At 71.8% G+C, this 22,535-nt stretch carries 19 protein-coding genes and 2 pseudogenes; 7 read left to right on the top strand and 14 right to left on the bottom strand.

Going from position 1 to position 22,535, the window contains the following annotated elements; genetic code table 11:
* The first annotated feature begins 67 nt into the window (after positions 1-67).
* Entirely contained in the window at positions 68-1,165 is a 1,098-nt protein-coding gene (locus tag JFN87_RS18045; protein WP_209341151.1) for a hypothetical protein, read from the top strand.
* A 36-nt stretch (positions 1,166-1,201) separates the two neighbouring features.
* Here the strand turns inward: JFN87_RS18045 and JFN87_RS18040 are convergent, their stop codons facing one another.
* The 9 genes from JFN87_RS18040 to JFN87_RS18000 all read right to left on the bottom strand — a co-directional run bounded on the left by JFN87_RS18040 (position 1,202) and on the right by JFN87_RS18000 (position 9,371).
* Positions 1,202-2,593 carry a uracil-xanthine permease family protein gene (locus JFN87_RS18040; RefSeq protein WP_209341146.1) on the bottom strand — a complete coding sequence of 464 codons (1,392 nt, stop codon included), beginning with the start codon at positions 2,591-2,593 and terminating at the stop codon, positions 1,202-1,204.
* 138 nt (positions 2,594-2,731) lie between these two features.
* Positions 2,732-3,067, bottom strand: a complete 336-nt coding sequence (locus JFN87_RS18035) for a metal-sulfur cluster assembly factor (protein WP_209341144.1) — start codon at positions 3,065-3,067, stop codon at positions 2,732-2,734.
* Complete coding sequence (gene sufU, locus JFN87_RS18030; protein WP_209341143.1) at positions 3,064-3,528, bottom strand: Fe-S cluster assembly sulfur transfer protein SufU; 465 nt, start codon at positions 3,526-3,528, stop codon at positions 3,064-3,066. Before sufU ends, JFN87_RS18035 begins: the two co-directional genes overlap by 4 nt.
* Before the next feature lie 15 nt (positions 3,529-3,543).
* Complete coding sequence (locus JFN87_RS18025; RefSeq protein WP_307865501.1) at positions 3,544-4,809, bottom strand: cysteine desulfurase; 1,266 nt, start codon at positions 4,807-4,809, stop codon at positions 3,544-3,546.
* On the bottom strand, positions 4,806-5,570 hold the full coding sequence (gene sufC / locus JFN87_RS18020) for a Fe-S cluster assembly ATPase SufC (RefSeq protein ID WP_209341141.1): 765 nt from the start codon (positions 5,568-5,570) through the stop codon (positions 4,806-4,808). Before sufC ends, JFN87_RS18025 begins: the two co-directional genes overlap by 4 nt.
* A 7-nt stretch (positions 5,571-5,577) precedes the next feature.
* Complete coding sequence (locus JFN87_RS18015; RefSeq protein ID WP_209341138.1) at positions 5,578-5,895, bottom strand: non-heme iron oxygenase ferredoxin subunit; 318 nt, start codon at positions 5,893-5,895, stop codon at positions 5,578-5,580.
* On the bottom strand, positions 5,895-7,115 hold the full coding sequence (sufD, locus tag JFN87_RS18010) for a Fe-S cluster assembly protein SufD (RefSeq protein WP_209341136.1): 1,221 nt from the start codon (positions 7,113-7,115) through the stop codon (positions 5,895-5,897). The genes JFN87_RS18015 and sufD overlap by 1 nt, the downstream gene beginning before the upstream one ends.
* Before the next feature lie 61 nt (positions 7,116-7,176).
* On the bottom strand, positions 7,177-8,598 hold the full coding sequence (gene sufB, locus JFN87_RS18005; protein WP_209341134.1) for a Fe-S cluster assembly protein SufB: 1,422 nt from the start codon (positions 8,596-8,598) through the stop codon (positions 7,177-7,179).
* Positions 8,595-9,371: a helix-turn-helix transcriptional regulator gene (locus JFN87_RS18000; RefSeq protein ID WP_372449248.1), complete on the bottom strand. Its 777-nt coding sequence runs from the start codon at positions 9,369-9,371 to the stop codon at positions 8,595-8,597. The genes sufB and JFN87_RS18000 overlap by 4 nt, the downstream gene beginning before the upstream one ends.
* Positions 9,372-9,514: 143 nt before the next feature.
* Here JFN87_RS18000 and JFN87_RS17995 point away from each other — a divergent pair, with 143 nt between their 5' ends.
* From JFN87_RS17995 to JFN87_RS17985, 3 genes are all read left to right on the top strand, one after another.
* Entirely contained in the window at positions 9,515-10,462 is a 948-nt protein-coding gene (locus JFN87_RS17995; protein ID WP_209341130.1) for an ABC transporter ATP-binding protein, read from the top strand.
* Positions 10,459-11,256 carry an ABC transporter permease gene (locus tag JFN87_RS17990; protein ID WP_209341128.1) on the top strand — a complete coding sequence of 266 codons (798 nt, stop codon included), beginning with the start codon at positions 10,459-10,461 and terminating at the stop codon, positions 11,254-11,256. Before JFN87_RS17995 ends, JFN87_RS17990 begins: the two co-directional genes overlap by 4 nt.
* A gap of 119 nt (positions 11,257-11,375) precedes the next feature.
* Positions 11,376-12,383, top strand: a complete 1,008-nt coding sequence (locus JFN87_RS17985) for a COX15/CtaA family protein (protein WP_209341126.1) — start codon at positions 11,376-11,378, stop codon at positions 12,381-12,383.
* Positions 12,384-12,392: 9 nt separating this feature from the next.
* On the opposite strand, the pseudogene pgl reads toward JFN87_RS17985, so the two are convergent.
* The 5 genes and pseudogenes from pgl to tkt form a co-directional block, all read right to left on the bottom strand.
* Positions 12,393-13,175: pseudogene (gene pgl / locus JFN87_RS17980) on the bottom strand (6-phosphogluconolactonase); the annotation flags it as partial.
* On the bottom strand, positions 13,172-14,179 hold the full coding sequence (opcA, locus tag JFN87_RS17975) for a glucose-6-phosphate dehydrogenase assembly protein OpcA (RefSeq protein ID WP_209341123.1): 1,008 nt from the start codon (positions 14,177-14,179) through the stop codon (positions 13,172-13,174). The pseudogene pgl and the gene opcA, both read right to left, overlap by 4 nt.
* The gene (gene zwf / locus JFN87_RS17970) at positions 14,176-15,708 is read right to left on the bottom strand and encodes a glucose-6-phosphate dehydrogenase (protein ID WP_209341122.1); all 1,533 of its coding nucleotides are present in this window, start codon (positions 15,706-15,708) and stop codon (positions 14,176-14,178) included. Before zwf ends, opcA begins: the two co-directional genes overlap by 4 nt.
* A gap of 5 nt (positions 15,709-15,713) precedes the next feature.
* Positions 15,714-16,832 (bottom strand): transaldolase, encoded by a 1,119-nt coding sequence (tal, locus tag JFN87_RS17965; protein ID WP_209341120.1) that lies wholly within the window; start codon positions 16,830-16,832, stop codon positions 15,714-15,716.
* A 33-nt stretch (positions 16,833-16,865) separates the two neighbouring features.
* Positions 16,866-18,953 (bottom strand): transketolase, encoded by a 2,088-nt coding sequence (tkt, locus tag JFN87_RS17960; protein WP_209341118.1) that lies wholly within the window; start codon positions 18,951-18,953, stop codon positions 16,866-16,868.
* A gap of 313 nt (positions 18,954-19,266) precedes the next feature.
* On the opposite strand from tkt, the gene JFN87_RS17955 reads away from it, so the two are divergent.
* The 3 genes and pseudogenes from JFN87_RS17955 to JFN87_RS17945 form a co-directional block, all read left to right on the top strand.
* Positions 19,267-20,214 carry a heme o synthase gene (locus JFN87_RS17955; RefSeq protein ID WP_209341116.1) on the top strand — a complete coding sequence of 316 codons (948 nt, stop codon included), beginning with the start codon at positions 19,267-19,269 and terminating at the stop codon, positions 20,212-20,214.
* Positions 20,215-21,548: 1,334 nt separating this feature from the next.
* Entirely contained in the window at positions 21,549-21,830 is a 282-nt protein-coding gene (locus JFN87_RS17950) for a hypothetical protein (protein WP_209341169.1), read from the top strand.
* Between the two features lie 85 nt (positions 21,831-21,915).
* A pseudogene (locus JFN87_RS17945) lies at positions 21,916-22,535 on the top strand (amidohydrolase); the annotation flags it as partial.

Raw genomic sequence — 22,535 nt, 5'->3', positions numbered from 1 at the left:
ACTAGGTTGTTCCCCGGTCCCTCGCACCGGGGGCCTGGGCATCGGGGCGCGCGATCGGGGGGGCGTGATGGCACACGAGGGTGGTCCTGGCGAGCAGGGCGACTGGGGCGGAGTACCCGGTCACAGCGGCTGGGGCGCGGGCGCATGGAGGCCGGAGGGCTGGGGCGGTGCCGGCGGGTACGGGTGGGCGCCACCGCCGCCGCGGCCCGGGACGATACCGCTGGCGCCGCTCGACTTCGGGCAACTGCTCGGCGGCGGCTTCAAGACGTTCACGCGGTACTGGCGGCCGCTCACCGCGGTGGTGGTCACGGCGTACGGCGCCTTCATGGTGATCGGGGCCGCCGCGCTCGCCATCGCCTACGCCGCCGCGCACGGCCACCTGAAGACGCTGACGTCGCTCGACGGCGCCCCGGCGCCCGCGAGCGACCTGCATGCCGTGGTCGCCTGGGCCGTCGTCCTGGGCGTGCTGGGCCTCGTGGCGCTGGTGACCGTGCAGAGCCTGGTGACGGCCGCCTGCGCGGTGACGGTGCAGGACGGAGCGCTCGGCCGCGCGACCACGTACCGGGCCGTGCTCGGCAGGTCGCTGCGCCGCCTCGGCCCGGCGCTCGGCGCGAGCGCCGCGAGCTGGCTGCTGGGTCTCGTACCGGCCGCGCTGTTCATGGGGGTCGGGCTCGCGAACGGGGCGTTCACCTCGCACATACGCCCCGACCCGGCGCCCATCCTGATCGCCTACCTGGTGATGATCGCCGGCTCGGCCGTCGTGGTCTGGCCCGCCCTGCGCATCGTCCTCGCCCCGACGGTGGCGGTAGTCGAGTCGTGCGGCCCGCGTGCGGCGCTGCGCCGCTCGTGGACGCTGGTGGGCGGCGCCTGGTGGCGCACGCTCGGCGTGCTCCTCGTGGCGGGGTGCGTGGCCGGGTTCGCGGCGGGGTTCGTCAACGTCGTCCTCGAAGTGCTCGGCATCGTCGGCACGGCGGGCGCGTTCGCGGCGTCCGACGGCAGCGGCGCGACCATCGCGCTGGCGTCCGTGCTCATACCCGTGTCCGTGGCACTGATCCTGGTCGAGTGCGTCATCATGCTCTATCCGCAGCTGGTGCTCGCGCTGGTGTACGTGGACCGGCGGATGCGCACAGAGAATCTGGCCGAGGTGCTGATCCGCTCGGTGTGAGCGGCGCTCGCGCCCGGCCGCGCATGCGGGCCGCCGCTACCGTGCGGGGCCTTCGCCGGCCCTCTCGTCGTAGTCGGCGGTTCCGCCGTCGAGCAGCGGCGGCTGCGGTGTGCCCGCGGTCTTCGAGAGCCAGCGCAGCGCGTGGTAGGCCGTGAGCACGACGAGCGTGCCGAGGGAGATGCCGCTGAGGACGAAGTTGTCCGTGATCTTCAGCGAGATCCCGCCGACACCGATGATCACTCCGGCCGCCGCGGGCACCAGGTTGAGCGGCTGGGAGAAGTCGACCTTGTTGCGGATCCAGATCTGCGCGCCGAGCAGCCCGATCATGCCGTAGAGGATGACGGTGATGCCGCCGAGCACGCCGCCGGGGATGGCGGCGACGACGGCGCCGAACTTGGGGCACAGGCCGAACAGCAGGGCGAAGCAGGCCGCCGCCCAGTAAGCGGCGGTCGAGTAGACGCGCGTGGCGGCCATCACGCCGATGTTCTCCGCGTAGGTGGTGGTGGCGGGGCCGCCGAACGCGGTCGACAGCGCGGTGGCCGCGCCGTCCGCGACGATCGCCGTGCCCATCACGTCGTCGAGCGGGTCGCCGGTCATCTCGCCGACGGCCTTGACGTGCCCGGTGTTCTCCGCGATGAGGGCCACCAGCACCGGCAGCGCCACCAGTACTGCCGCGCCCGTGAAGTGCGGGGCGTGGACGTGCGGGAGGCCGATCCAGTCGGCGTGTGCCACGCCGGAGAAGTCGACGCGCCAGTGGTCGACGGTCTTGCCGGAACCGTCGGGTGAGTGGATGCGCCCTGCGGTGCGGTCGAGCACCCAGGACAGCACGTAGCCGAAGACGAGCCCGAGGAAGATGGCGATGCGCGACCAGAAGCCGCGCAGCACCACCAGCGCGAGGCCGGTGAAGACCATGGTGGCCAGGGCCGTCCACTGGTCCTGCGGCCAGTAGGTGGAGGCGGTGACGGGGGCGAGGTTGAAGCCGATCAGCATCACCACGGCGCCGGTCACGGCAGGCGGCAGGACGGCGTGGATGACGCGCGCCCCCAGCACCTGCACGACCACGCCGCACCCGGCGAGGCAGGCGCCGACCACCAGCATCGCGCCGGTCAGCGTCCCGCTGTCGCCGCCCTGGCCGGCGATGACGGCGGACACGCCCACGAAGGACAGCGACGAGCCGAGGTAGCTGGGCACGCGCCCGCGGGTCGCGAGGAGGAAGATCGCGGTCGCGACGCCCGACGCCATCAGCGCCAGGCTGGGGTCGAGCCCCATCAGGACGGGCGCGACGAAACACGCGCCGATCATCGAGACCACGTGCTGCGCGCCGAGGCCGATGGTGCGTCCCCAGGTCAGCCGCTCCCCCGGCCTGACGAGGTCTCCAGGACCGAGGTGTTTGCCGTCGCCGTGCAGCTTCCACCCGAAGCCCGCCATGCCGCTCTCCCGTTTCTCACCGACCCGACCCGCACGGGAGCCGAGCCGCTCGCGCCTGCGGGTGCACGGCAAAGGTCCCGGAACAGGGAACCACACCTGTTCCGGGACCTCTCGGTCGCCCCGGCCCTGCTCAGAACGTCAGACGTTGAAGCCCAGCGCGCGCAGCTGCTCGCGGCCGTCGTCGGTGATCTTGTCGGGGCCCCACGGCGGCATCCAGACCCAGTTGATCCTGAGCTCGTTGACGATGCCGTCGGTGGCGGCCTTCGCCTGGTCCTCGATCACGTCGGTCAGCGGGCAGGCCGCCGACGTCAGCGTCATGTCCAGGGTGACGACATTGTCGTCGTCGATGTGCACCCCGTAGATCAGGCCGAGGTTGACGACGTCGATGCCGAGCTCCGGGTCGACGACGTCGTACAGCGCCTCGCGGACCTCGTCCTCCGAGGCCGGCTTCATCAGGGTCTCGTTCTCGCTCATGCGGTCTCCTTCCGCGGGCTCTCGCCCAGAGCCTGGGCCGTCGCGTCCTTCCACGCCATCCAGCTCAGCAGGGCGCACTTGACGCGGGCGGGGTACTTCGAGACGCCGGCGAACGCGACCGCGTCCTCCAGCACCTCCTCCATCGCGTCGTCCGGCTCGACCTGGCCCTTGGACTGCATCAGTTCGAGAAAGGTGCCCTGGATCTTCTGCGCCTCGGCGAGGTCCTTGCCGACCAGCAGGTCGTTGAGTACGGAGGCGCTGGCCTGGCTGATGGAACAGCCCTGCCCCTCGTAGCTGACGTCCGCGATGCGCGAACCGTCGTAGCGCACGCGCAGCGTGATCTCGTCGCCGCACGTCGGGTTGACATGGTGCACCTCGGCGTCGCCGTCCCGAAGACCGCGCCCGTGCGGGTGCTTGTAGTGGTCCAGGATGACGTCCTGGTACATCGAATCCAGTTTCACGGTCGGCCCTGTCCCCTATCCGAAGAAGTCACGGACGTGCTCCAGGCCGTCGACCAAGGCGTCCACCTCGGCCGGGGTGGAGTACAGATAGAACGACGCCCTGGTGGTCGCGGGAATTCCGTACCTCAGGCAGACCGGCCGCGCGCAGTGGTGGCCGACACGGACGGCGATGCCCTGCTCGTCCAGCACCTGGCCCACGTCGTGCGGGTGGATGTCGCCGAGCGTGAAGGAGATCGCGGCGCCGCGCTCCTCGGCCGTGGCCGGGCCGATGATGCGCAGGTCGGGCACCTGGAGCAGCCGCTCGACCGCGTACGAGGTGATCGCCTTCTCGTGCGCGAGCACCTTGTCCATGCCGATGGCGGAGAGGTAGTCCACCGCCGCGCCGAGGCCCACGGCCTCCGAGATCGGCGGCGTGCCGGCCTCGAACTTGTGCGGCGCGGGCGCGTAGGTGGACGAGTTCATCGACACGGTCTCGATCATCTCGCCGCCGCCGAGGAACGGCGGCAGGTCCTCGAGCAGCTCCTGCCTGCCCCACAGGACGCCGATGCCGGTGGGCCCGAGCATCTTGTGCCCCGTGAAGGCCACGAAGTCCGCCTGGAGCGCCTGCACGTCGAGCGGCATGTGCGGGGCGGCCTGCGACGCGTCGATCATGACGAGCGCGCCGACCTCCTGCGCCCTGCGGACGATCTCCTCGACGGGGTTGTGCGTGCCGAGGATGTTGGAGATCAGCACGAAGGAGACGATCTTCGTCTTCTCGGTGATGACCTCGTCGATGTTCGACAGGTCGAGGCGGCCCTCGTCGGTGAGGCCGAACCACTTCAGCTTCGCGCCCGTGCGCTGCGCGAGCAGCTGCCACGGGACGATGTTGGAGTGGTGCTCCATCTCCGTGATGACGATCTCGGTGTCGCTGTCGACGCGGTAGGGCTCGTCCGCCCAGCCCAGCATGTTGGCGACGAGGTTGAGCGACTCCGAGGCGTTCTTCGTGAAGATCACCTCGTCGCGGCTCGGCGCGTTGATGAACGACGCGATCTTGTCGCGCGCGCCCTCGTACAGCGCCGTGGCCTCCTCCGCCAGCACGTGCACGCCGCGGTGCACGTTGGCGTTGTGCCGCTCGTAGTACTCGGTGATCGCGTCGAGCACCTGCCGCGGCGTCTGCGACGTGGCCGCGTTGTCGAGGTAGACGAGTTTGCGGTCGTCGTGGACCAGCCGGTCGAGGACAGGGAAGTCCTTCCGGATCGCCTCCGTGTCCAGCAGGCCGTGCGCTTCCCGCGTCTGTGTCACGCCGTCGCGCCTCCCTTCACGTACGCCTCGTAGCCCTCGTTCTCCAGCTTGTCGGCGAGCTCGGCGCCGCCGGACTCGGCGATGCGGCCCTGCGCGAACACGTGCACGAAGTCGGGCTTGATGTAGCGGAGGATCCGCGTGTAGTGGGTGATCAGCAGCGTGCCGACCGTCCCGGTCTCGCGGACGCGGTTGACGCCCTCGGAGACGATGCGCAGGGCGTCGACGTCGAGCCCGGAGTCGGTCTCGTCGAGGATCGCGATGCGCGGCTTGAGCAGTTCCAGCTGGAGGATCTCGTGGCGCTTCTTCTCGCCACCCGAGAAGCCCTCGTTCACGTTGCGCTCGGCGAAGGCCGGGTCGATCTGGAGGTTCTCCATCGTCTCCTTGACCTCCTTCACCCAGGTACGCAGCTTGGGGGCCTCGCCGCGGATCGCGGTGGCGGACGTGCGCAGGAAGTTGGAGACGGAGACGCCGGGCACCTCGACCGGGTACTGCATGGCGAGGAAGACGCCGGCCCGCGCGCGCTCGTCGACGGTCATCGCGAGGACGTCCTCGCCGTCGAGCGTCACGGTGCCGCCGGTGATCGTGTACTTGGGGTGGCCCGCGAGGGAGTAGGCGAGGGTCGACTTGCCGGAGCCGTTGGGGCCCATGATGGCGTGCGTCTCGCCCTGCTTGACGGTCAGGTCGACGCCCTTGAGGATCTCGCGGGGGCCGCCTTCCGCATCGACGGTGACGTGCAGGTCGTTGATTTCGAGCGTTGCCATGGGTGACTCAGGACTCCTGGGTGACGGAGACGAGCACATCGTCCCCTTGGATCTGTACGGGGTATACGGGGACGGGGCGGGTCGCGGGCAGGCCTGACGGCTTGCCGGTGCGCAGGTCGAAGCTGGAGCCGTGCAGCCAGCACTCGATCTGGCAGTCCTCGACCTCGCCCTCCGAGAGCGAGACGTTGGCGTGCGAGCAGATGTCGTTGATCGCGAACACCTCGCCCCCGGTGCGGACGACGGAGACGGGGGTGGAGTCGACCTCGACGAGCTTGGGCGTGTCCTCTTCGAGGTCGCCCAGCGCGCAGACGCGGACGAAGGCCATCAGACGGTGGCCTCCAGCTCTGTCTCGATCTTGGCGAGCAGGCGCTCCTCGACGTCGGGCAGGCCGATCTTCTGGACGAGCTCGGCGAAGAACCCGCGGACCACGAGGCGGCGCGCCTCGCTCTCCGGGATGCCGCGCGCCATCAGGTAGAACAGCTGCTCGTCGTCGAAGCGGCCGGTGGCCGACGCGTGGCCCGCGCCAGCGATCTCGCCGGTCTCGATCTCCAGGTTCGGCACGGAGTCGACCCGCGCGCCGTCCGTGAGGACGAGGTTGCGGTTCATCTCGTAGGTGTCGGTGCCTTCGGCCGCGGCCCTGATGAGCACGTCGCCGATCCACACCGCGTGCGCCGCGTCGCCCTGCAGTGCGCCCTTGTAGGCGACGTCGGACTTGCAGTGCGGCGCTGTGTGGTCGACGAAGAGCCGGTGCTCCTGGTGCTGGCCCTGGTCGGTGAAGTACAGGCCGAACAGCTCGGCCTCGCCGCCGGGGCCCGCGTACTCGACGCGCGGGTGCAGCCTGACGACGTCGCCGCCGAAGGTGACGACGACGGACTTGAAGGAGGCGTCCCGGCCCAGGCGCGCGTTGTGCTGGGCGACGTGGACGGCCTTGTCGTCCCAGTCCTGCACGGAGACGACGGTCAGCTTGGCGCCGTCGCCGACGAGGAAGTCGACGTTGGCCGCGACGACCGCGTCCCCGGTGTGGTCGAGCACGACGACGGCCTCGGCGAAGGCGCCGAGCTCGACCACCAGGTGGGCGAAGGCGGTGCCGCCCTGGCCGTGCACGGCGACCCTGACCGGCTCGGTGAGCACGGTCTCCTTGGGGACGCTGACCACGGACGCCTTCTCGAAGGACGAGTAGGCCTGCGCGGCGATCCGGTCGGCCGGCACGCCTGCCTTGCCGACGCGCGGGTCGTCGCGGCCCACCGTCTCCTGCGTGACGCCGTCGGGCGCCACGACGTCGACGCGGATACCGCCGTCGGCGACCGCGGTGCCGTCGTGGAGGCCGCGCAGCCGTTCGAGCGGCGTGAACCGCCATTCCTCCTCACGGCCGTGCGGCACGGGGAAGTCGCCGACGTCGTAGGAGGGCGGCGCGCTCATGCGGGTGGCCACGGTGGATTCCGCGGCCACCGCGATGGCGCCGGTTGTGGTGGAACCAGCGGGCGTGGTTCCCCCCTGGGTCGGTGCCTTCTCGGCATCCTCGGGGGCGTTTCGGGCCTCGGCCATGGCTGTCGTCGTGTTCTCTCTGTCTTCGGGTGCTGTCACGGTGGGGCGGGGGCTCGCGGCGTCAGCCGACCGCGCCCTCCATCTGGAGCTCGATCAGCCGGTTGAGTTCCAGCGCGTACTCCATCGGCAGTTCCTTGGCGATGGGCTCGACGAAGCCGCGCACGATCATCGCCATCGCCTCGAACTCGGACAGGCCGCGGCTCATCAGGTAGAAGAGCTGGTCCTCCGAGACTTTGGAGACGGTCGCCTCGTGGCCCATGGACACGTCGTCCTCGCGGACGTCCACGTAGGGGTACGTGTCGGAGCGGGAGACGGTGTCGACGAGCAGCGCGTCGCAGAGCACGTTGGACTTGGAGCCCTCCGCGCCCTCCCCGATCTCGATCAGGCCGCGGTAGGAGGTGCGGCCGCCGCCGCGCGCCACCGACTTGGAGACGATGTTGGACGACGTGTTGGGCGCCATGTGCACCATCTTGGCGCCGGCGTCCTGGTGCTGGCCCTCGCCCGCGAACGCGATGGAGAGCGTCTCGCCCTTGGCGTGCTCGCCCATCAGGTAGACGGCCGGGTACTTCATGGTGACCTTGGAGCCGATGTTGCCGTCGACCCACTCCATCGTCGCGCCCTCGTAGGCCACGGCGCGCTTGGTCACCAGGTTGTAGACGTTGCTCGACCAGTTCTGGATCGTCGTGTAGCGGCAGCGGCCGCCCTTCTTGACGATGATCTCGACGACGGCGCTGTGCAGCGAGTCGGACGAGTAGATCGGCGCGGTGCAGCCCTCGACGTAGTGGACGTAGGCGTCCTCGTCGACGATGATCAGCGTCCGCTCGAACTGGCCCATGTTCTCCGTGTTGATGCGGAAGTAGGCCTGCAGCGGGATGTCGACGTGCACGCCCTTCGGCACGTAGATGAACGAGCCGCCGGACCACACGGCCGTGTTCAGCGACGCGAACTTGTTGTCGCCGACCGGGATGACCGTGCCGAAGTACTCCTTGAACAGCTCCGGGTGCTCCTTGAGCGCCGTGTCGGTGTCCTGGAAGATGACGCCCTGCGACTCCAGGTCCTCGCGGATCTGGTGGTAGACGACCTCCGACTCGTACTGCGCGGCGACGCCGGCGACGAGGCGCTGCTTCTCCGCCTCGGGGATGCCGAGCTTGTCGTAGGTGTTCTTGATGTCCTCGGGCAGGTCCTCCCAGGACTCGGCCTGCTTCTCCGTGGAGCGCACGAAGTACTTGATGTTGTCGAAGTCGATGCCGGAGAGGTCCGAGCCCCAGTTGGGCATGGGCTTCTTGCCGAAGAGCTTGAGGCCCTTCATGCGCAGCTTGAGCATCCACTCGGGCTCGTTCTTCTTCGCCGAGATGTCGCGGACGACCTCTTCGGAGAGGCCGCGCTTGGCGGCGGCGCCGGCGGCGTCGGAGTCGGCCCAGCCGAACTCGTACGTGCCCAGGCCCTCCAGTTCGGGGTGGGCGGTCTCCGTGGGGAGCGTCATGCGGGGTTCCTCCCGGCTGTGCTTTGGGTGGTGGGGGTGGTCTGCGGGGCGGCGCCTTGCGGCGTCCGCGGGATGAAGGTCGTGCACACGCCGTCGCCGTGCGCGATGGTCGCGAGCCGCTGTACGTGAGTACCCAGGAGATGCGAGAAGGCCTCCGTCTCGGCCTCGCACAGCTGCGGGAACTGCTCCGCGACGTGGGCGACCGGGCAGTGGTGCTGGCACAGCTGCTCGCCCGCTCCGCCGGGCGCGGAGCGCGCGGCCGCCGCGTAGCCGTCCGCGCTGAGCGCGTCGGCGAGCGCCGCCGCACGCCCTTCCGGGTCCGCCTCGCCGACGGGCGCGCGGTAGGGGTCGGTCTGGGCGGCGGCCCTGGCGCGGGCGAAGGCGGCCACGGCCGCCTCGCCGCGCTCGCCGCCGCCCGCGGCGGAGGCGATCCAGCGCAGGGCGTCGGCGGCGAGCTTGTCGTAGGACTGGTCGAAGGCGTCCCTGCCGCAGTCGGTGAGCGCGAAGACCTTCGCGGGCCTGCCGCGCCCGCGCGAGCCGTAGACGCGCTTGTCGCGGGGCTCCACGACGGCGTCGGCCACCAGGGCGTCCAGGTGGCGGCGCACGGCGGCGGCGGTCAGGCCGAGGCGGTCCGCGAGCTCGGCCACCGTCGAGGGGCCGTGGTCCAGGATGGAGCGCGCGACCCGGCCTCGCGTGGAGTGCTCACCGGTCGCGGGGTCGTCCTGCGGGATTCCCATGAGGGCCTCCTCCCGAGCCTCGCCGACTTTTTTCACAATGACATTGTTGCGTAATTCCCTCGGCAGTGACAACCACGTTCCGCCACGATCACCGGTGGACTGCGTCACTTAGGGTCACCTAATGACGGGGGCCAGGACCCGTGGTCGGGGGACGCGGCCGCGCTGCCTACACTTCGGGCATGCACAGCGACTGCCCCGCCGGCGGACCCGAAACCGTCGTGTCCATCAAGGGCCTGGTCAAGCGCTACGGGGACAAGACCGCCGTGGACGGCCTCGACCTGCTGGTGCGCGCGGGCACCGTGACCGCGGTGCTCGGGCCGAACGGCGCGGGCAAGACGACCACCGTCGAGACCTGCGAGGGCTACCGAAGGCCCGACGCGGGCACCGTACGCGTACTCGGCCTCGATCCGGTGGCGGACGCGGCCCGGCTGCGGCCCAGGATCGGCGTGATGCTCCAGTCGGGTGGCGTGTACTCGGGCGCGCGCGCCGAGGAGATGCTGCGGCACATGGCGAGGCTGCACGCGAACCCCCTCGATGTGGACGCCCTGATCGAGCGCCTCGGGCTCGGCTCGTGCGGCCGTACGAGCTACCGGCGGCTGTCCGGCGGCCAGCGCCGGCGCCTCGCCCTCGCGCTCGCCGTCGTCGGCCGCCCCGAACTGGTCTTCCTCGATGAGCCGACCGCCGGCCTCGACCCGCAGGCGCGCCGCGCGACCTGGGAACTGGTGCGCGAGCTGCGCGCCGACGGCGTCTCCACCGTCCTGACGACGCACTTCATGGACGAGGCCGAGAGCCTCAGCGACGACGTGGTCATCGTGGACGCCGGGCGTGTCGTCGCCCAGGGCCACCCGGAGGAGCTGTGCAGGGGCGGCGCCGAGAACACGCTGCGCTTCACCGGGCGGCCGGGGCTCGACCTCGGCTCGCTGCTCAAGGCGCTGCCCGACGGCTCGTCGGCCGACGAGGTGACGTCGGGCGCGTACCGCATCACGGGCACCGTCGACCCGCAGCTGCTGGCCACCGTCACCTCCTGGTGCGCGCAGCACGGCGTGATGCCCGACGGCATCTCCGTCGAGCGGCACACGCTGGAGGACGTCTTCCTGGAACTGACCGGCAAGGAGCTGCGCCGATGAGCACCACGGCCGACACCGCGAGCACCGTCGGCACGGGCACGTACGCACCCGCCCCAGGCGCGGCGCCGCTGACCCGGATGATCGCGGCGCAGACCGCGTTCGAGACGAAGCTGCTGCTGCGCAACGGCGAGCAGCTGCTGCTCACGGTGATCATCCCCTCCCTGCTGCTCGTGCTGTTCTCGACGGTCGACATCGTCGACACGGGCAGCGGCAGCTCCGTCGACTTCCTCGCGCCGGGCATCCTCGCCCTCGCGGTGATGTCCACCGCCTTCACCGGGCAGGCCATCGCGACGGGCTTCGACCGGCGCTACGGCGTGCTCAAGCGGCTCGGCGCGTCCCCGCTGCCCCGGTGGGGCCTGATGACGGCCAAGACGCTGTGCGTGCTCGTCACGGAGGTCCTCCAGGTCGCCCTGCTGGCCGTGATCGCGCTGCTGCTCGGCTGGTCGCCGCACGGCGGCGTGGGTGCGGTGGTCCTGCTGCTCGTCCTCGGCACGGCGGCCTTCTCCGGGCTCGGCCTGCTGATGGCCGGCACGCTCAAGGCGGAGGTCACGCTCGCGGCGGCGAACCTCGTGTTCATCCTGCTGCTGGTGGCGGGCGGGGTGATCGTGCCGCTCGGCAAGTTCCCCGAAGGGGCGCGTGAGGTGCTTCGGCTGCTGCCGATCTCCGCGCTCTCCGACGGGCTGCGCGACGTGCTCCGGCACGGCGCGTCGATGCCGTGGGGCGACCTGGGCATCCTCGGCGTGTGGACGGTGCTCGGGCTGGGCGCGGCGGGCGCGTTCTTCCGCTGGGAGTAGGCCTCGCGCCGCGTCACGCGCGGACGTGCGCGGTGCTGACGCGCGGGGTGGTGACGCGCGCTGCCGGCTCACAGTGCTGCGGACCCCCTCGTGAAAACCCGCACAAGCGGCCGCATACGATGTCTTTCATGCCGAACGTCTCCCGGGCGGACGTGGCCGAAGCGGCCCGCAACCCCCTGGCCTTCCTGGCCGCGCGCTGGACGCCGCAGAACCGCCTGGTCCGCTACTCGCTGCTTGCGGCGGTCGTGATGAGCGTCGTCATCGTCGTCACCGGCGGCGCCGTGCGGCTCACCAGCTCGGGACTTGGCTGCCCGACCTGGCCCAAGTGCTCCGACGCCAGCCTCACCGCGACGCCCACGCTCGGCCTGCACGGGGCGATCGAGTTCGGCAACCGCATGCTGACGGACCTGCTGTGCGTCGTGGTCGGCTGGGCGATCATCGTGGCGCGCTGCGCGAAGCCGCGCAGGAGGAGCGTCACCCGCCTGGCCTGGTCGCAGTTCTGGCTGGTCGTGGCGAACGCGGTGCTCGGCGGCATCACGGTGCTGGTCAAGCTCAACCCGTGGACCGTGGCCGGGCACCTGATGCTCGCGATGGTCTTCGTCACCGTCACCACGCTGACCTGGCTGCGCTTCCGCGAGGGGGACCTGCCCGCCAGGCCGCGCGCGCCCCTGCCGCTGCGCCGCCTGGCCGCGTGGACGGTCGTCGCCACGGCCGTGCTCATCGCCGCGGGCACCGGCGCCACAGGCTCCGGCATCCACGCGGGCGACAGCAGCGACGTGCCGCGCATGCCGTTCGACTGGGTCGACACGGTGTACGTGCACGGCGGGCTCGCCTGCCTCGTCGTCGCCATGTCCGCGGCCCTGTGGATCGGCCTGCACGTCGTCGACGCCCCGCGCGACACACGCGTGCTCGCCCGCAACTTCCTGCTCGTCCTGCTCGCGCAGGGCGTGGTGGGCGTCGTGCAGTCGGTGACGGGTGTGCCCGAGCTGCTGGTGGCCGTGCACATGCTGGGCATCTGCGCGGTGTGGGTCGGCGTCCTGCGCGTCATGGTCAGCCTCCGCGAACGCCCCCGCGAGGCGCCCTCGCTCCCCGCCCAGTCGGAGCCCCCGCTCGCGGCGACGGTCTGAGACCGCGGCAGCACACGACGGCGGGTACAGCGCCCTGGGGAGCTTCGAGGCCGCCGCCTCGTCCAGCAGCCACAGGGTGCGGGCCCTGCCCGTGGCGCCGGCCGCGGGAGCCTGGATCTCGCCCGCTCCCGACAGCGCGATCTCCGCGGCCTCCGCCTTGTCCTCGCCCGCCGCGAGCAGCCACACCTCGTGGGCGGCCCTGATCGCGGGCAGCGTGAGCGAGACGCGCAGCGGCGGCGGCTTCGGCGCGCCGTGCACGGCCACGACCGTGCGCTCCGTCTCCCGCACGCCGGGCAGCTCGGGGAAGAGGGACGCCACATGCGTGTCGGGCCCCACCCCCAGCATCAGGACGTCGAAGGACGGCACCTGCGCGTGGTCCTCCGGGCGCGCCGCGGCGGCCAGCTCGGCCGCGTAGGCGGCCGCGGCCGCCTCGATGTCGCTCCCGTACGCGCCGCCCGCGGCGGGCATCGCGTGGACGCGCCGCGGGTCGAGCGGCACGGCGTCGAGCAGCGCGTGCCGCGCCTGGGTGACGTTGCGCTCGGGGTCGCCCTCGGGCAGGAACCGCTCGTCGCCCCACCACAGGTCGAGCCGCGACCAGTCGACCGCGTCCCGGGCGGGCGACGACGCCAGGGCCGCGAGCAGCCCGTTGCCGTTGCGCCCGCCCGTCAGGACGATCGACGCGGAGCCGCGCGACGCCTGCGCGTCCACGATCCTCGTGATCAGCCGCGCCGCCGCCGCGCAAGCCATCAGCTCCTTGTCGCGGTGGACGACGAGCTGCGGCGCGGTGCTCACTTGGCCGCCGCCTTCTTGGCCGGCGCCTTCTTCGCGGCCGGCTCGGCCCCCTTGGCGCCGCCCGCCCCTTCGCCGTCCGACTCGTGCAGCCGGTCCACGCCGAAGTGCAGCGTCGCCGCGTACGTCTCGTCCGGGTCGAGCCTGCGCAGCTCCTCCGCGATCAGCTCGGCGGTGTCGCGGCGGTTGAGCGCCACGGCACGGTCGGGCTGGCCCTCGATGGAGAGGGTGGCGAGCGAGCCGTTCGCCCGGTCGATGGAGACGGGACCGCAGGTGGTCTCCATCCGCACCGCGGTGAGCCCGGGGCCCTTCGACACGGCGCGCCGCACCGGCACGCCGAGCCGCTCGGCCAGCCACATCGCGAGCAGCTCGCAGCTGGGATTCTCCTCCTCGCCCTCCACCTCGACCGAGGTGACGTCGCAGGTCACCTGGTCGAGCGCGGCCGCGAGCATCGAACGCCACGGGGTGATGCGGCTCCACGCCAGGTCGGTGTCGCCCGGCGTGTAGACGGCGGCACGCTTCCTGAGCTCCTCGACGGGCCCCTCGGTCGCGTACGAGTCCGTGACGCGGCGCTGCGCGAGCGAGCCGAGCGGGTCCTTCGCGGGATTGGCCGGCGCGTTCACCGGCCACCACACGACGACCGGGGCGTCGGCCAGCAGCAGCGGCAGCACCACCGACTGGGCGTGGTCGATGACCTCGCCGTACAGCCGCAGGACGACCGTCTCGCCGATGCCCGCGTCCTCGCCGACGCGCACCTCCGCGTCGAGGCGGGCGTTGGCACGGTCACGCGGGGAGCGCGAGGGGCGCTTGACGACGACGAGCAGGCGCGAGGGGTGCTCCCTCGACGCGTCGCTCGCGGCCCTGAGCGCGTCGTACGCGTTCTCCTCGTCGGTGACGACGACCAGCGTGAGGACCATCCCGATGGCCGGTGAGCCGATCGCCCTGCGGCCCTGCACCAGCGCCTTGTTGATCTTGCTGGACGTGGTTTCCGTGAGGTCGATCTTCATGGGCGCCGCCAGCTCCGTCCGTCTCGTGCGAGCATTTCGTCCGCCTCGACGGGGCCCCAGGTCCCGGACTCGTACTGGGCGGGCTTGCCGTGCTTGTCCCAGTAGGTCTCGACCGGGTCGAGGATCTTCCAGGACAGCTCGACCTCCTCCGTGCGCGGGAAGAGGTTGGCGTCGCCGAGCAGCACGTCGAGGATGAGGCGCTCGTAGGCCTCGGGGCTCGACTCGGTGAAGGACTCGCCGTACTGGAAGTCCATCGAGACGTCCCGCACCTCCATCGAGGTGCCCGGCACCTTGGAGCCGAACCGCAAGGTCACGCCCTCGTCCGGCTGGACGCGGATGACCAGGGCGTTCTGCCCGAGCTCCTCGGTCGCGGTGTGGTCGAACGGCGAGTGCGGCGCGCGCTGGAAGACGACCGCGATCTCGGTGACGCGGCGGCCGAGTCGCTTGCCGGTGCGCAGGTAGAACGGGACGCCCGCCCAGCGGCGGTTCTCGATCTCCAGCTTGACGGCCGCGAAGGTGTCGGTCTTCGACTTGGGGTCGATGCCGTCCTCTTCGAGGTAGCCGACGGCCTTCTCGCCGCCCTGCCAGCCCGCGGCGTACTGGCCGCGCACGGTGTGGGCCGCGAGGTCCTTCGGCAGCCGCACGGCGCCCAGCACCTTGGTCTTCTCCGCGACCAGCGCGTCCGCGTCGAAGGAGGCCGGCTCCTCCATCGCGGTGAGCGCGAGCAGCTGGAGCAGGTGGTTCTGGATGACGTCGCGCGCGGCGCCGATGCCGTCGTAGTACCCGGCACGGCCGCCGATGCCGATGTCCTCGGCCATGGTGATCTGCACGTGGTCGACGTACGACCGGTTCCAGATCGGCTCGAAGAGGGTGTTGGCGAAGCGGAGCGCCAGGATGTTCTGGACGGTCTCCTTGCCGAGGTAGTGGTCGATGCGGAAGACCTCGTGCGGCGGGAAGACCTCGTGTACGACGGCGTTGAGCTCCTGCGCCGACTTGAGATCGTGGCCGAAGGGCTTCTCGATGACCGCGCGGCGCCAGGAACCCTCGCGCTGGTCGGCGAGCCCGTGCTTCTTGAGCTGCTGCACGACCTTGGGGAAGAACTTCGGCGGCACCGACAGGTAGAAGGCGAAGTTGCCGCCCGTGCCCTGCGACTTGTCGAGGTCCTGGATGGTCGACTTGAGCGTGTCGAACGCCTGGTCGTCGTCGAACGTCCCCTGCACGAACCGCATGCCCTGGCTGAGCTGCTGCCAGACCTCCTCGCGGAACGCCGTGCGCGAGTGCTCCTTCACGGCGTCGTGGACGACCTGGGCGAAGTCCTCGTCCTCCCAGTCGCGGCGCGCGAAACCGACGAGCGAGAAGCCCGGCGGCAGCAGGCCGCGGTTGGCGAGGTCGTAGACCGCGGGCATGAGCTTCTTGCGGGACAGGTCCCCCGTGACACCGAAGATGACCAGGCCCGAAGGCCCCGCGATGCGCGGGAGCCTCCGGTCCGCGGCGTCACGGAGCGGATTTGCTCCGTGGTGTGCGCTCAAGGCGATCAGCCCTCCGAGGGGGCGAGGCGCTTGAGCTCCGCCTCCGTCGACTTCAGCAGGTCGGTCCAGGACGCCTCGAACTTCTCGACGCCCTCGTCCTCCAGCAGCTTGACGACCTCGTCGTAGGAGATGCCCAGCTTCTCCAGGGCGGCGAGGTCCGCACGGGCCTGCTCGTAGGTGCCGCGCACGGCGTCACCCTTGCCCTCACCGTGGTCCTGGACGGCGAACAGAGTCGCCTCCGGCATGGTGTTGACGGTGTTGGGCGCGATCAGGTCGTCGACATACAGGGTGTCCTTGTACGCCTTGTTCTTGACGCCGGTGGACGCCCACAGCGGGCGCTGCCTGTTCGCGTGCTGCCGCTCGAGCGCGGCCCAGCGGTCGCTCGCGACGACCTTCTCGTACTCCTCGTAGGCGAGGCGCGCGTTGGCCACGGCGGCCTTGCCGCGTGCGGCCTTGGCCTCGTCGGTGCCCAGCGCGTCGAGGCGCTTGTCGACCTCGGTGTCGACGCGGGAGACGAAGAAGGACGCCACCGAGTGGATCTTGGAGAGGTCGAGGCCGGCCTTGGCCGCCTTCTCCAGGCCGCTCAGGTAGGCGTCCATCACCTTGCGGTAGCGCTCGAGCGAGAAGATCAGGGTCACGTTGACACTGATGCCGCGCGCGATCGTCTCGGTGATCGCCGGCAGGCCCGCCTCGGTCGCCGGGATCTTGATCAGCGTGTTCGGCCGGTCCACCAGCCACGCGAGCTGCTTGGCCTCGGCGATCGTCGCGGTGGTGTTGTGCGCCAGGCGCGGGTCCACCTCGATGGAGACGCGGCCGTCCGTGCCGTCCGTCGCGTCGAAGGTCGGGCGCAGGATGTCGGCGGCGTCCCGGACGTCGGCCGTCGTGATCATGCGGACGGCCTCCTCGACGGTGACCTTCCGCGCGGCGAGCTCGGTGAGCTGGGTGTCGTACCCGTCGCCCTGGGAGATCGCCTTCTGGAAGATCGAGGGGTTCGTCGTGACGCCCACCACGTGCTGCTCGTCGATCAGCTCGGCCAGGTTGCCCGAGGTGATCCGCTTGCGCGACAGGTCGTCGAGCCAGATCGCCACGCCTTCGTCGGAGAGGCGCTTCAGTGCGTCTGTCATGTCAGTTCCATCTCCTACTTGTCGTTACAGGCGTCAGCGTGCGGAGGCGTCGAGGGATTCCCGCGCGGCGGCCGCGACCGCCTCGGCGGTGAAGCCGAACTCGCGGAAGAGGACCTTGCCGTCCGCGGAGGCACCGAAGTGCTCGAGCGAGACGACCCGGCCCGCGTCGCCCACGTACCGGTACCAGGTCAGGCCCACGCCCGCCTCGACCGCCACCCGCGCCTTCACGGACGGGGGCAGCACCGTCTCCCGGTACCCCTGGTCCTGCTCCTCGAACCACTCGACGGACGGCATCGACACGACACGCGTCGGGACGCCCTCGGCCTGGAGCTGCTCGCGCGCCCCGACGGCGAGCTGCACCTCGGAGCCCGTGCCGATGAGGATGACCCGCGGGTCGCCGCCCTCGGCCTCCGCGAGCACGTAGCCGCCGCGCGCCGCGTCCTCGTTCGGCGCGTACGTCGGCACGCCCTGGCGGGTGAGCGCGAGGCCGTGCGGGTGGCCCTTGCCGTACTCCTTGGTGTAGCGGCGCAGGATCTCCCGCCAGGCGATGACGGTCTCGTTCGGGTCGGCGGGCCGCACGACGGAGAGGTTCGGGATCGCGCGGAGGGTCGCGAGCTGCTCGACGGGCTGGTGCGTCGGGCCGTCCTCGCCGAGGCCGATCGAGTCGTGCGTCCACACGTACGTGACCGGCAGGTGCATCAGCGCGGAAAGGCGGACCGCGTTGCGCATGTAGTCGGAGAAGATGAGGAACGTACCGCCGTAGACACGGGTGTTGCCGTGCAGGGTGATGCCGTTCATCGCGGCGGCCATCGCGTGCTCGCGGATGCCGAAGTGGATGGTGCGGCCGTACGGGTCCGCCTCCGGCAGCGGGTTGCCGACGGGCAGGAACGACGAGTTCTTGTCGAACGTCGTGTTGTTGGAGCCCGCGAGGTCGGCGGAGCCGCCCCACAGCTCGGGGATGATCGGGCCGAGCGCCTGCAGGACCTTGCCGGAGGCGGCGCGCGTCGCGAGGGACGTGCCGGTCTCGAAGACGGGCAGCGCGTCCTCCCAGCCCTCGGGCAGGGTGGCGGAGGCGACCCGGTCGAAGGTGGTGGCGTGCTCCGGGTTCGCGGTGCGCCAGGCGGCGAAGGACTTCTCCCACTCGGCCCGCACCTCGCGGCCGCGGTCGAGCGCCCCGCGCGTGTGCGCGATGACCTCGTCCGCGACGAAGAAGTTCTTCTCCGGGTCGAAGCCGAGGACGGTCTTGGTCGCGGCGACCTCGTCGGCGCCGAGCGCGGAGCCGTGTGCGGCCTCCGTGTTCTGCGCGTGCGGGGCCGGCCAGGCGATGATCGAGCGCATCGCGATGAAGGACGGCCGGTCGGTGACGGACTTGGCCTCCTGGATCGCCGCGTACAGCGCCTGCGGGTCGAGGTCGCCGTCGGCCTTCGGCTGCACGCGCTGGACGTGCCAGCCGTACGCCTCGTACCGCTTCAGCGTGTCCTCGCTGATCGCCGCCTCGGTGTCGCCCTCGATCGAGATGTGGTTGTCGTCCCACAGCAGCACGAGGTTGCCGAGCTTCTGGTGGCCCGCGAGGGAGGACGCCTCGGCCGAGATGCCCTCTTCGAGGCAGCCGTCGCCCGCGATGGCGAAGACGTAGTGGTCGAACGGGGACTGGCCCGGCGCGGTGTCCGGGTCGAAGAGCCCGCGCTCGTAACGCGACGCCATCGCCATGCCGACCGCGTTGGCGACGCCCTGCCCGAGCGGACCCGTCGTGGTCTCCACACCGACGGTGTGGCCGTACTCCGGGTGCCCCGGGGTCTTGGAGCCCCAGGTGCGCAGCGCCTCGATGTCCTCAAGATCGAGCCCGAAGCCCGCCAGGTAGAGCTGGATGTACAGCGTCAGGGACGTGTGTCCCGCGGAGAGGACGAACCGGTCGCGGCCGGTCCAGTCCGCGTCGGCGGGGTCGTGGCGCATCACCTTCTGGAAGAGGGTGTACGCGGCGGGGGCCAGGCTCATCGCCGTACCGGGATGGCCGTTGCCGACCTTCTGCACGGCATCCGCTGCCAGGACGCGGGCGGTGTCGACCGCCCTCTGGTCCAGCTCTGTCCACTCGAAGTCTGTGGTGGTCGGCTTGGTGCTCACCCTGAGTCAGGGCTCCTCTCCACATGTCGCGTGCCGGTGTCCTGCGGGCACCGGATCGATGTCGAGCCTACCCTTGCGGCCGTTGCCGGGACGCGGCCACGCTCCTCGTCATCCCCGTCATTTCCAGGGTGCGTCCTGCCGTGGGAGTACACCTCCCGCCGGGCCGAAACGCGCGCCGCGCCCCGTCGAACACGACGGACCCCCGCGAAGATCGGCCTCTGGGCAACGTCTAGAGTGGCGTGGTACGCGCAAGTCTTCACCGGGGCTTCGACCAGGCCCGGGGCTTGCTGGGATTTCTCTGTCAGGGGTGTACGTGACGGCCGTCGAGTCCCGACCCGCAGGGGTTGCCGCGACTTCGAGCCCGAGGGCCCGCCGGCCGTTCGGAGCGCGCGTCAAGGCGTTCGTGGCGCTGACGAAGCCGCGAATCATCGAGTTGCTGCTCATCACCACGGTTCCGGTGATGTTCCTGGCGGCCCGTGGCGTGCCCGACCTGTGGCTGGTCCTCACCACCTGCGTCGGCGGTTACCTCTCCGCAGGCGGCGCCAACGCGCTCAACATGTACATCGACCGCGACATCGACGCGATGATGGACAGGACGTCGCAGCGGCCCATCGTGACGGGGATGGTCTCCCCGCGCGAGGCCCTGGTGTTCGGTGTCGTGCTCGGTGTCGTGTCGACGCTCTGGTTCGGGCTGCTGATCAACTGGCTGTCCGCGGCGATGGCGTTGGGCGCGCTGCTCTTCTACGTCCTCGTCTACACGATGGGCCTGAAGCGGCGCACGTCGCAGAACGTCGTGTGGGGCGGCATCGCGGGCTGCCTGCCGGTCCTGATCGGGTGGTCGAGCGTCACCGGCTCGGTGTCGTGGGCCGCCGTCGTCCTCTTCCTCGTCATCTTCTTCTGGACGCCGCCCCACACGTGGGTGCTGATGATGAAGGTGAAGAACGACTACGAGCGCGTGGGCGTGCCCATGCTGCCCGCCGTCGCCACCAACAAGGCCGTCGCGAAGCAGATCGTCGTGTACAGCTGGGTGATGGTGCTGGTGTCGCTGACCCTCACCCCGCTCGGCTACACGGGCTGGTTCTACACGGCCGTGGCGGCACTGTCCGGAGCGTGGTGGCTGACGGAGGCGCACAAGCTCCAGGCGCGCGCCAAGGCCGGCGTCGTGGGCGCGAAGCTCAAGGAGATGCGCCTGTTCCACTGGTCGATCACGTACGTGTCGCTGCTGTTCGTCGCGGTGGCCGTGGACCCCTTCCTGCACTGAGCCGCCCGGCCCCGGTGATCGCGTGGCCAAGGCCACGCGGCCATGACGGTGCCGATCGCGCTACCCATGGGTAGCCTGCGGACATGGCAGAGAGCGAGGGCGGCGCGGAGCGCCGCGACGACCACCCTGAGTCCGCCGCACGGGCGGCGAGCGCCGCACCCACCACGCCCGCGGAGCCCGCGGGGCCCGCGGCCGGCGCCGAGTCCGCTGCGTCCGCCGCAGGCAGCGAAGCCCGTGCGTCTGCCGAGGCCGACGATGCGGATGGGCCCGCTGCCCCCGCCTCGTCCGGCCAAGCGGCCGAGACCACCGGCGAGGCCCCTGCGGGCAGCGCATCCGACGCGCCCGCGGAGCCTGCCGCGCCGGGCAGGGCCACCGACGCTGACGAGTCCGCCCCGGCCGACGAAGCCGTGAAGCCCGCAGGCGCAGACGAGACTGCACCACCCACCGAGTCCGACGCGGCCGACGCCGCCGGCAAGTCCGCCGGGACGGGCAAGCCCGCGGGGGGCGACGAGGCCGCCGGCCCGGAGGCTTCCGCAACGCCCGAGGCGGATGAGTCCGGTGCGGCCGACGGCGGCAAGGCCGACGGGACGAGCAAGCCGGCGGGCGCGGCCGACGAGGCTTCCGCGTCCGCTGGGGCGGCGGAGACCGCCACGCCCGGCCGGGCCGCCGACGCTGACGAGTCCGCGGGGGCAGACGCGGCTCCGCCGCCCACCGTGTCCGGCGCAGCCGACGCCAACGGCAAACCTGCGGGGGCCGATGAAGGCTCCGGCGGTGCCGGATCCGGCGCGCCCGCAGAGGCGGCGGAGCCTGCCATGCCCAGCCGCGACGCCGACAGGCCCGACCCGACCGGCGAAGCCACCAAGCCCGCAGGGACGGACGCGACTCCACCGCCCGCCGAAGCCGGCGCGGCCGACAACGGCAAGTCCGCCGGGACGGGCAAGCCCGCAGGGGCCGACGCGGCCTCCGGCGGTGCCGGATCCGGCGCGCCCGCGGAGCCTGCGGAGGCTGCCACGCCCGGCCGGGCCGCCGACGCCGGCGAGTCCGACCCGACCGGCCAAGCCGCCAAGCCCGCAGGGGCAGACGCGACCCCACCGCCCGCCGAGGCCGGCGCAGCCGGCGCGGCCGGCAAGTCCGTGGGGGCCGACGAGACCTCCGGCGGTGCCGGGTCCGGCGCGCCCGCGGAGGCGGCGAAGCCTGCCACGCCCAACCGGGCCGCGGAGGCGGGTGAGGCCGGTGCCTCCGACGAGGGCGTCCCGGCCGCCGAAGGCGGTGACGTCGCGGCGGGCGCGCGGGTGCGGCGGCGGGAGGGGAAGGCTGCTCGGACCGCGGCCAGGATGGCCAAGCAGATCGGCGCGTTCCGGGCGCGCCACGGCGGCGCGCGCGGCCAGCTCGCGTACCTCGGGCAGCGGGGCACGCGCATCGTGCTCGTCGGCGAGGACGGCGGCTGGGGCGACCTGGTGGCGCCCACGGAGGCGATCGCCCGCGGCGCCGCCGAGCGGGCGGGTCTCGAGCTTCAGGAGGCCCTCGACGGGGAGCTCGCCGCGAAGATGGCCACTGGGCCGTACGAGTGGAAGCGCATGGCCGGCATCCAGCTCGGCGGGCGCGGCGCGGCCTGAGAAGGGCCGCCGGCCGCCACCGGATCGCGGGAATTCCGTTAAGGACGGTGAGGAACGTCCGACACCGTCCACGACGGGATTCCCGATGATCGAAACACCGTCCCTGGTCGACCAGTACTGCCACGGCGTGCTCCGCGCCGAGCTGGGCCTCGGGACCTTCGAGTCGCAGCTCACGGACGCCGGGGGGCCGCCCGCGCCCGGTACGACGTTCTTCGACACGCAGACGGGCTTCGCGGTGCGGCGCTGGTGCCCGCCGCTGCTCGGGCTCGAGCCCCACTGCGCCCCCGCCCGCTACCTCGCGCGGCGGCGCGAGCTCGGCGTGTCCGCTGCCGCGCGGCTGCTGCTGCGCGGCACCGGCGTCACCACGTACCTCGTCGACACCGGCCTGCCGGGCGACCTGACGGACCCCGAGGAGCTGGCGTCCGCGGGCGGCGCGCGGGCCCGGGAGATCGTCCGGCTCGACCTGCTGGCGCGGCAGGTCGCGGACACCTCGGGCTCGGCCGGCGGGGGGGCGGGGGAAGGTTCGCGGAGGGGGGGGGGGGGGGGCGCCGGGGGGGGGGGGGGCCGGCCCGGGGGGGGTCGCCGGGGGGCGGGCGGTGCGGGAGGGGGGGGGCTCGGGCGCCGGGGTGCGGGGGATCGCGGAGAGGGGGCTCTGGGGGGAGGAAGGGGGGGGGGGGGGGGGGGGGGGGGGGGGGGGGGGGGGGG

It is taken from the genome of Streptomyces montanisoli, from assembly GCF_017813245.1.
Lineage (GTDB): Bacteria > Actinomycetota > Actinomycetes > Streptomycetales > Streptomycetaceae > Streptomyces > Streptomyces montanisoli.
This window is presented reverse-complemented; position numbering and strand designations above follow the sequence as displayed.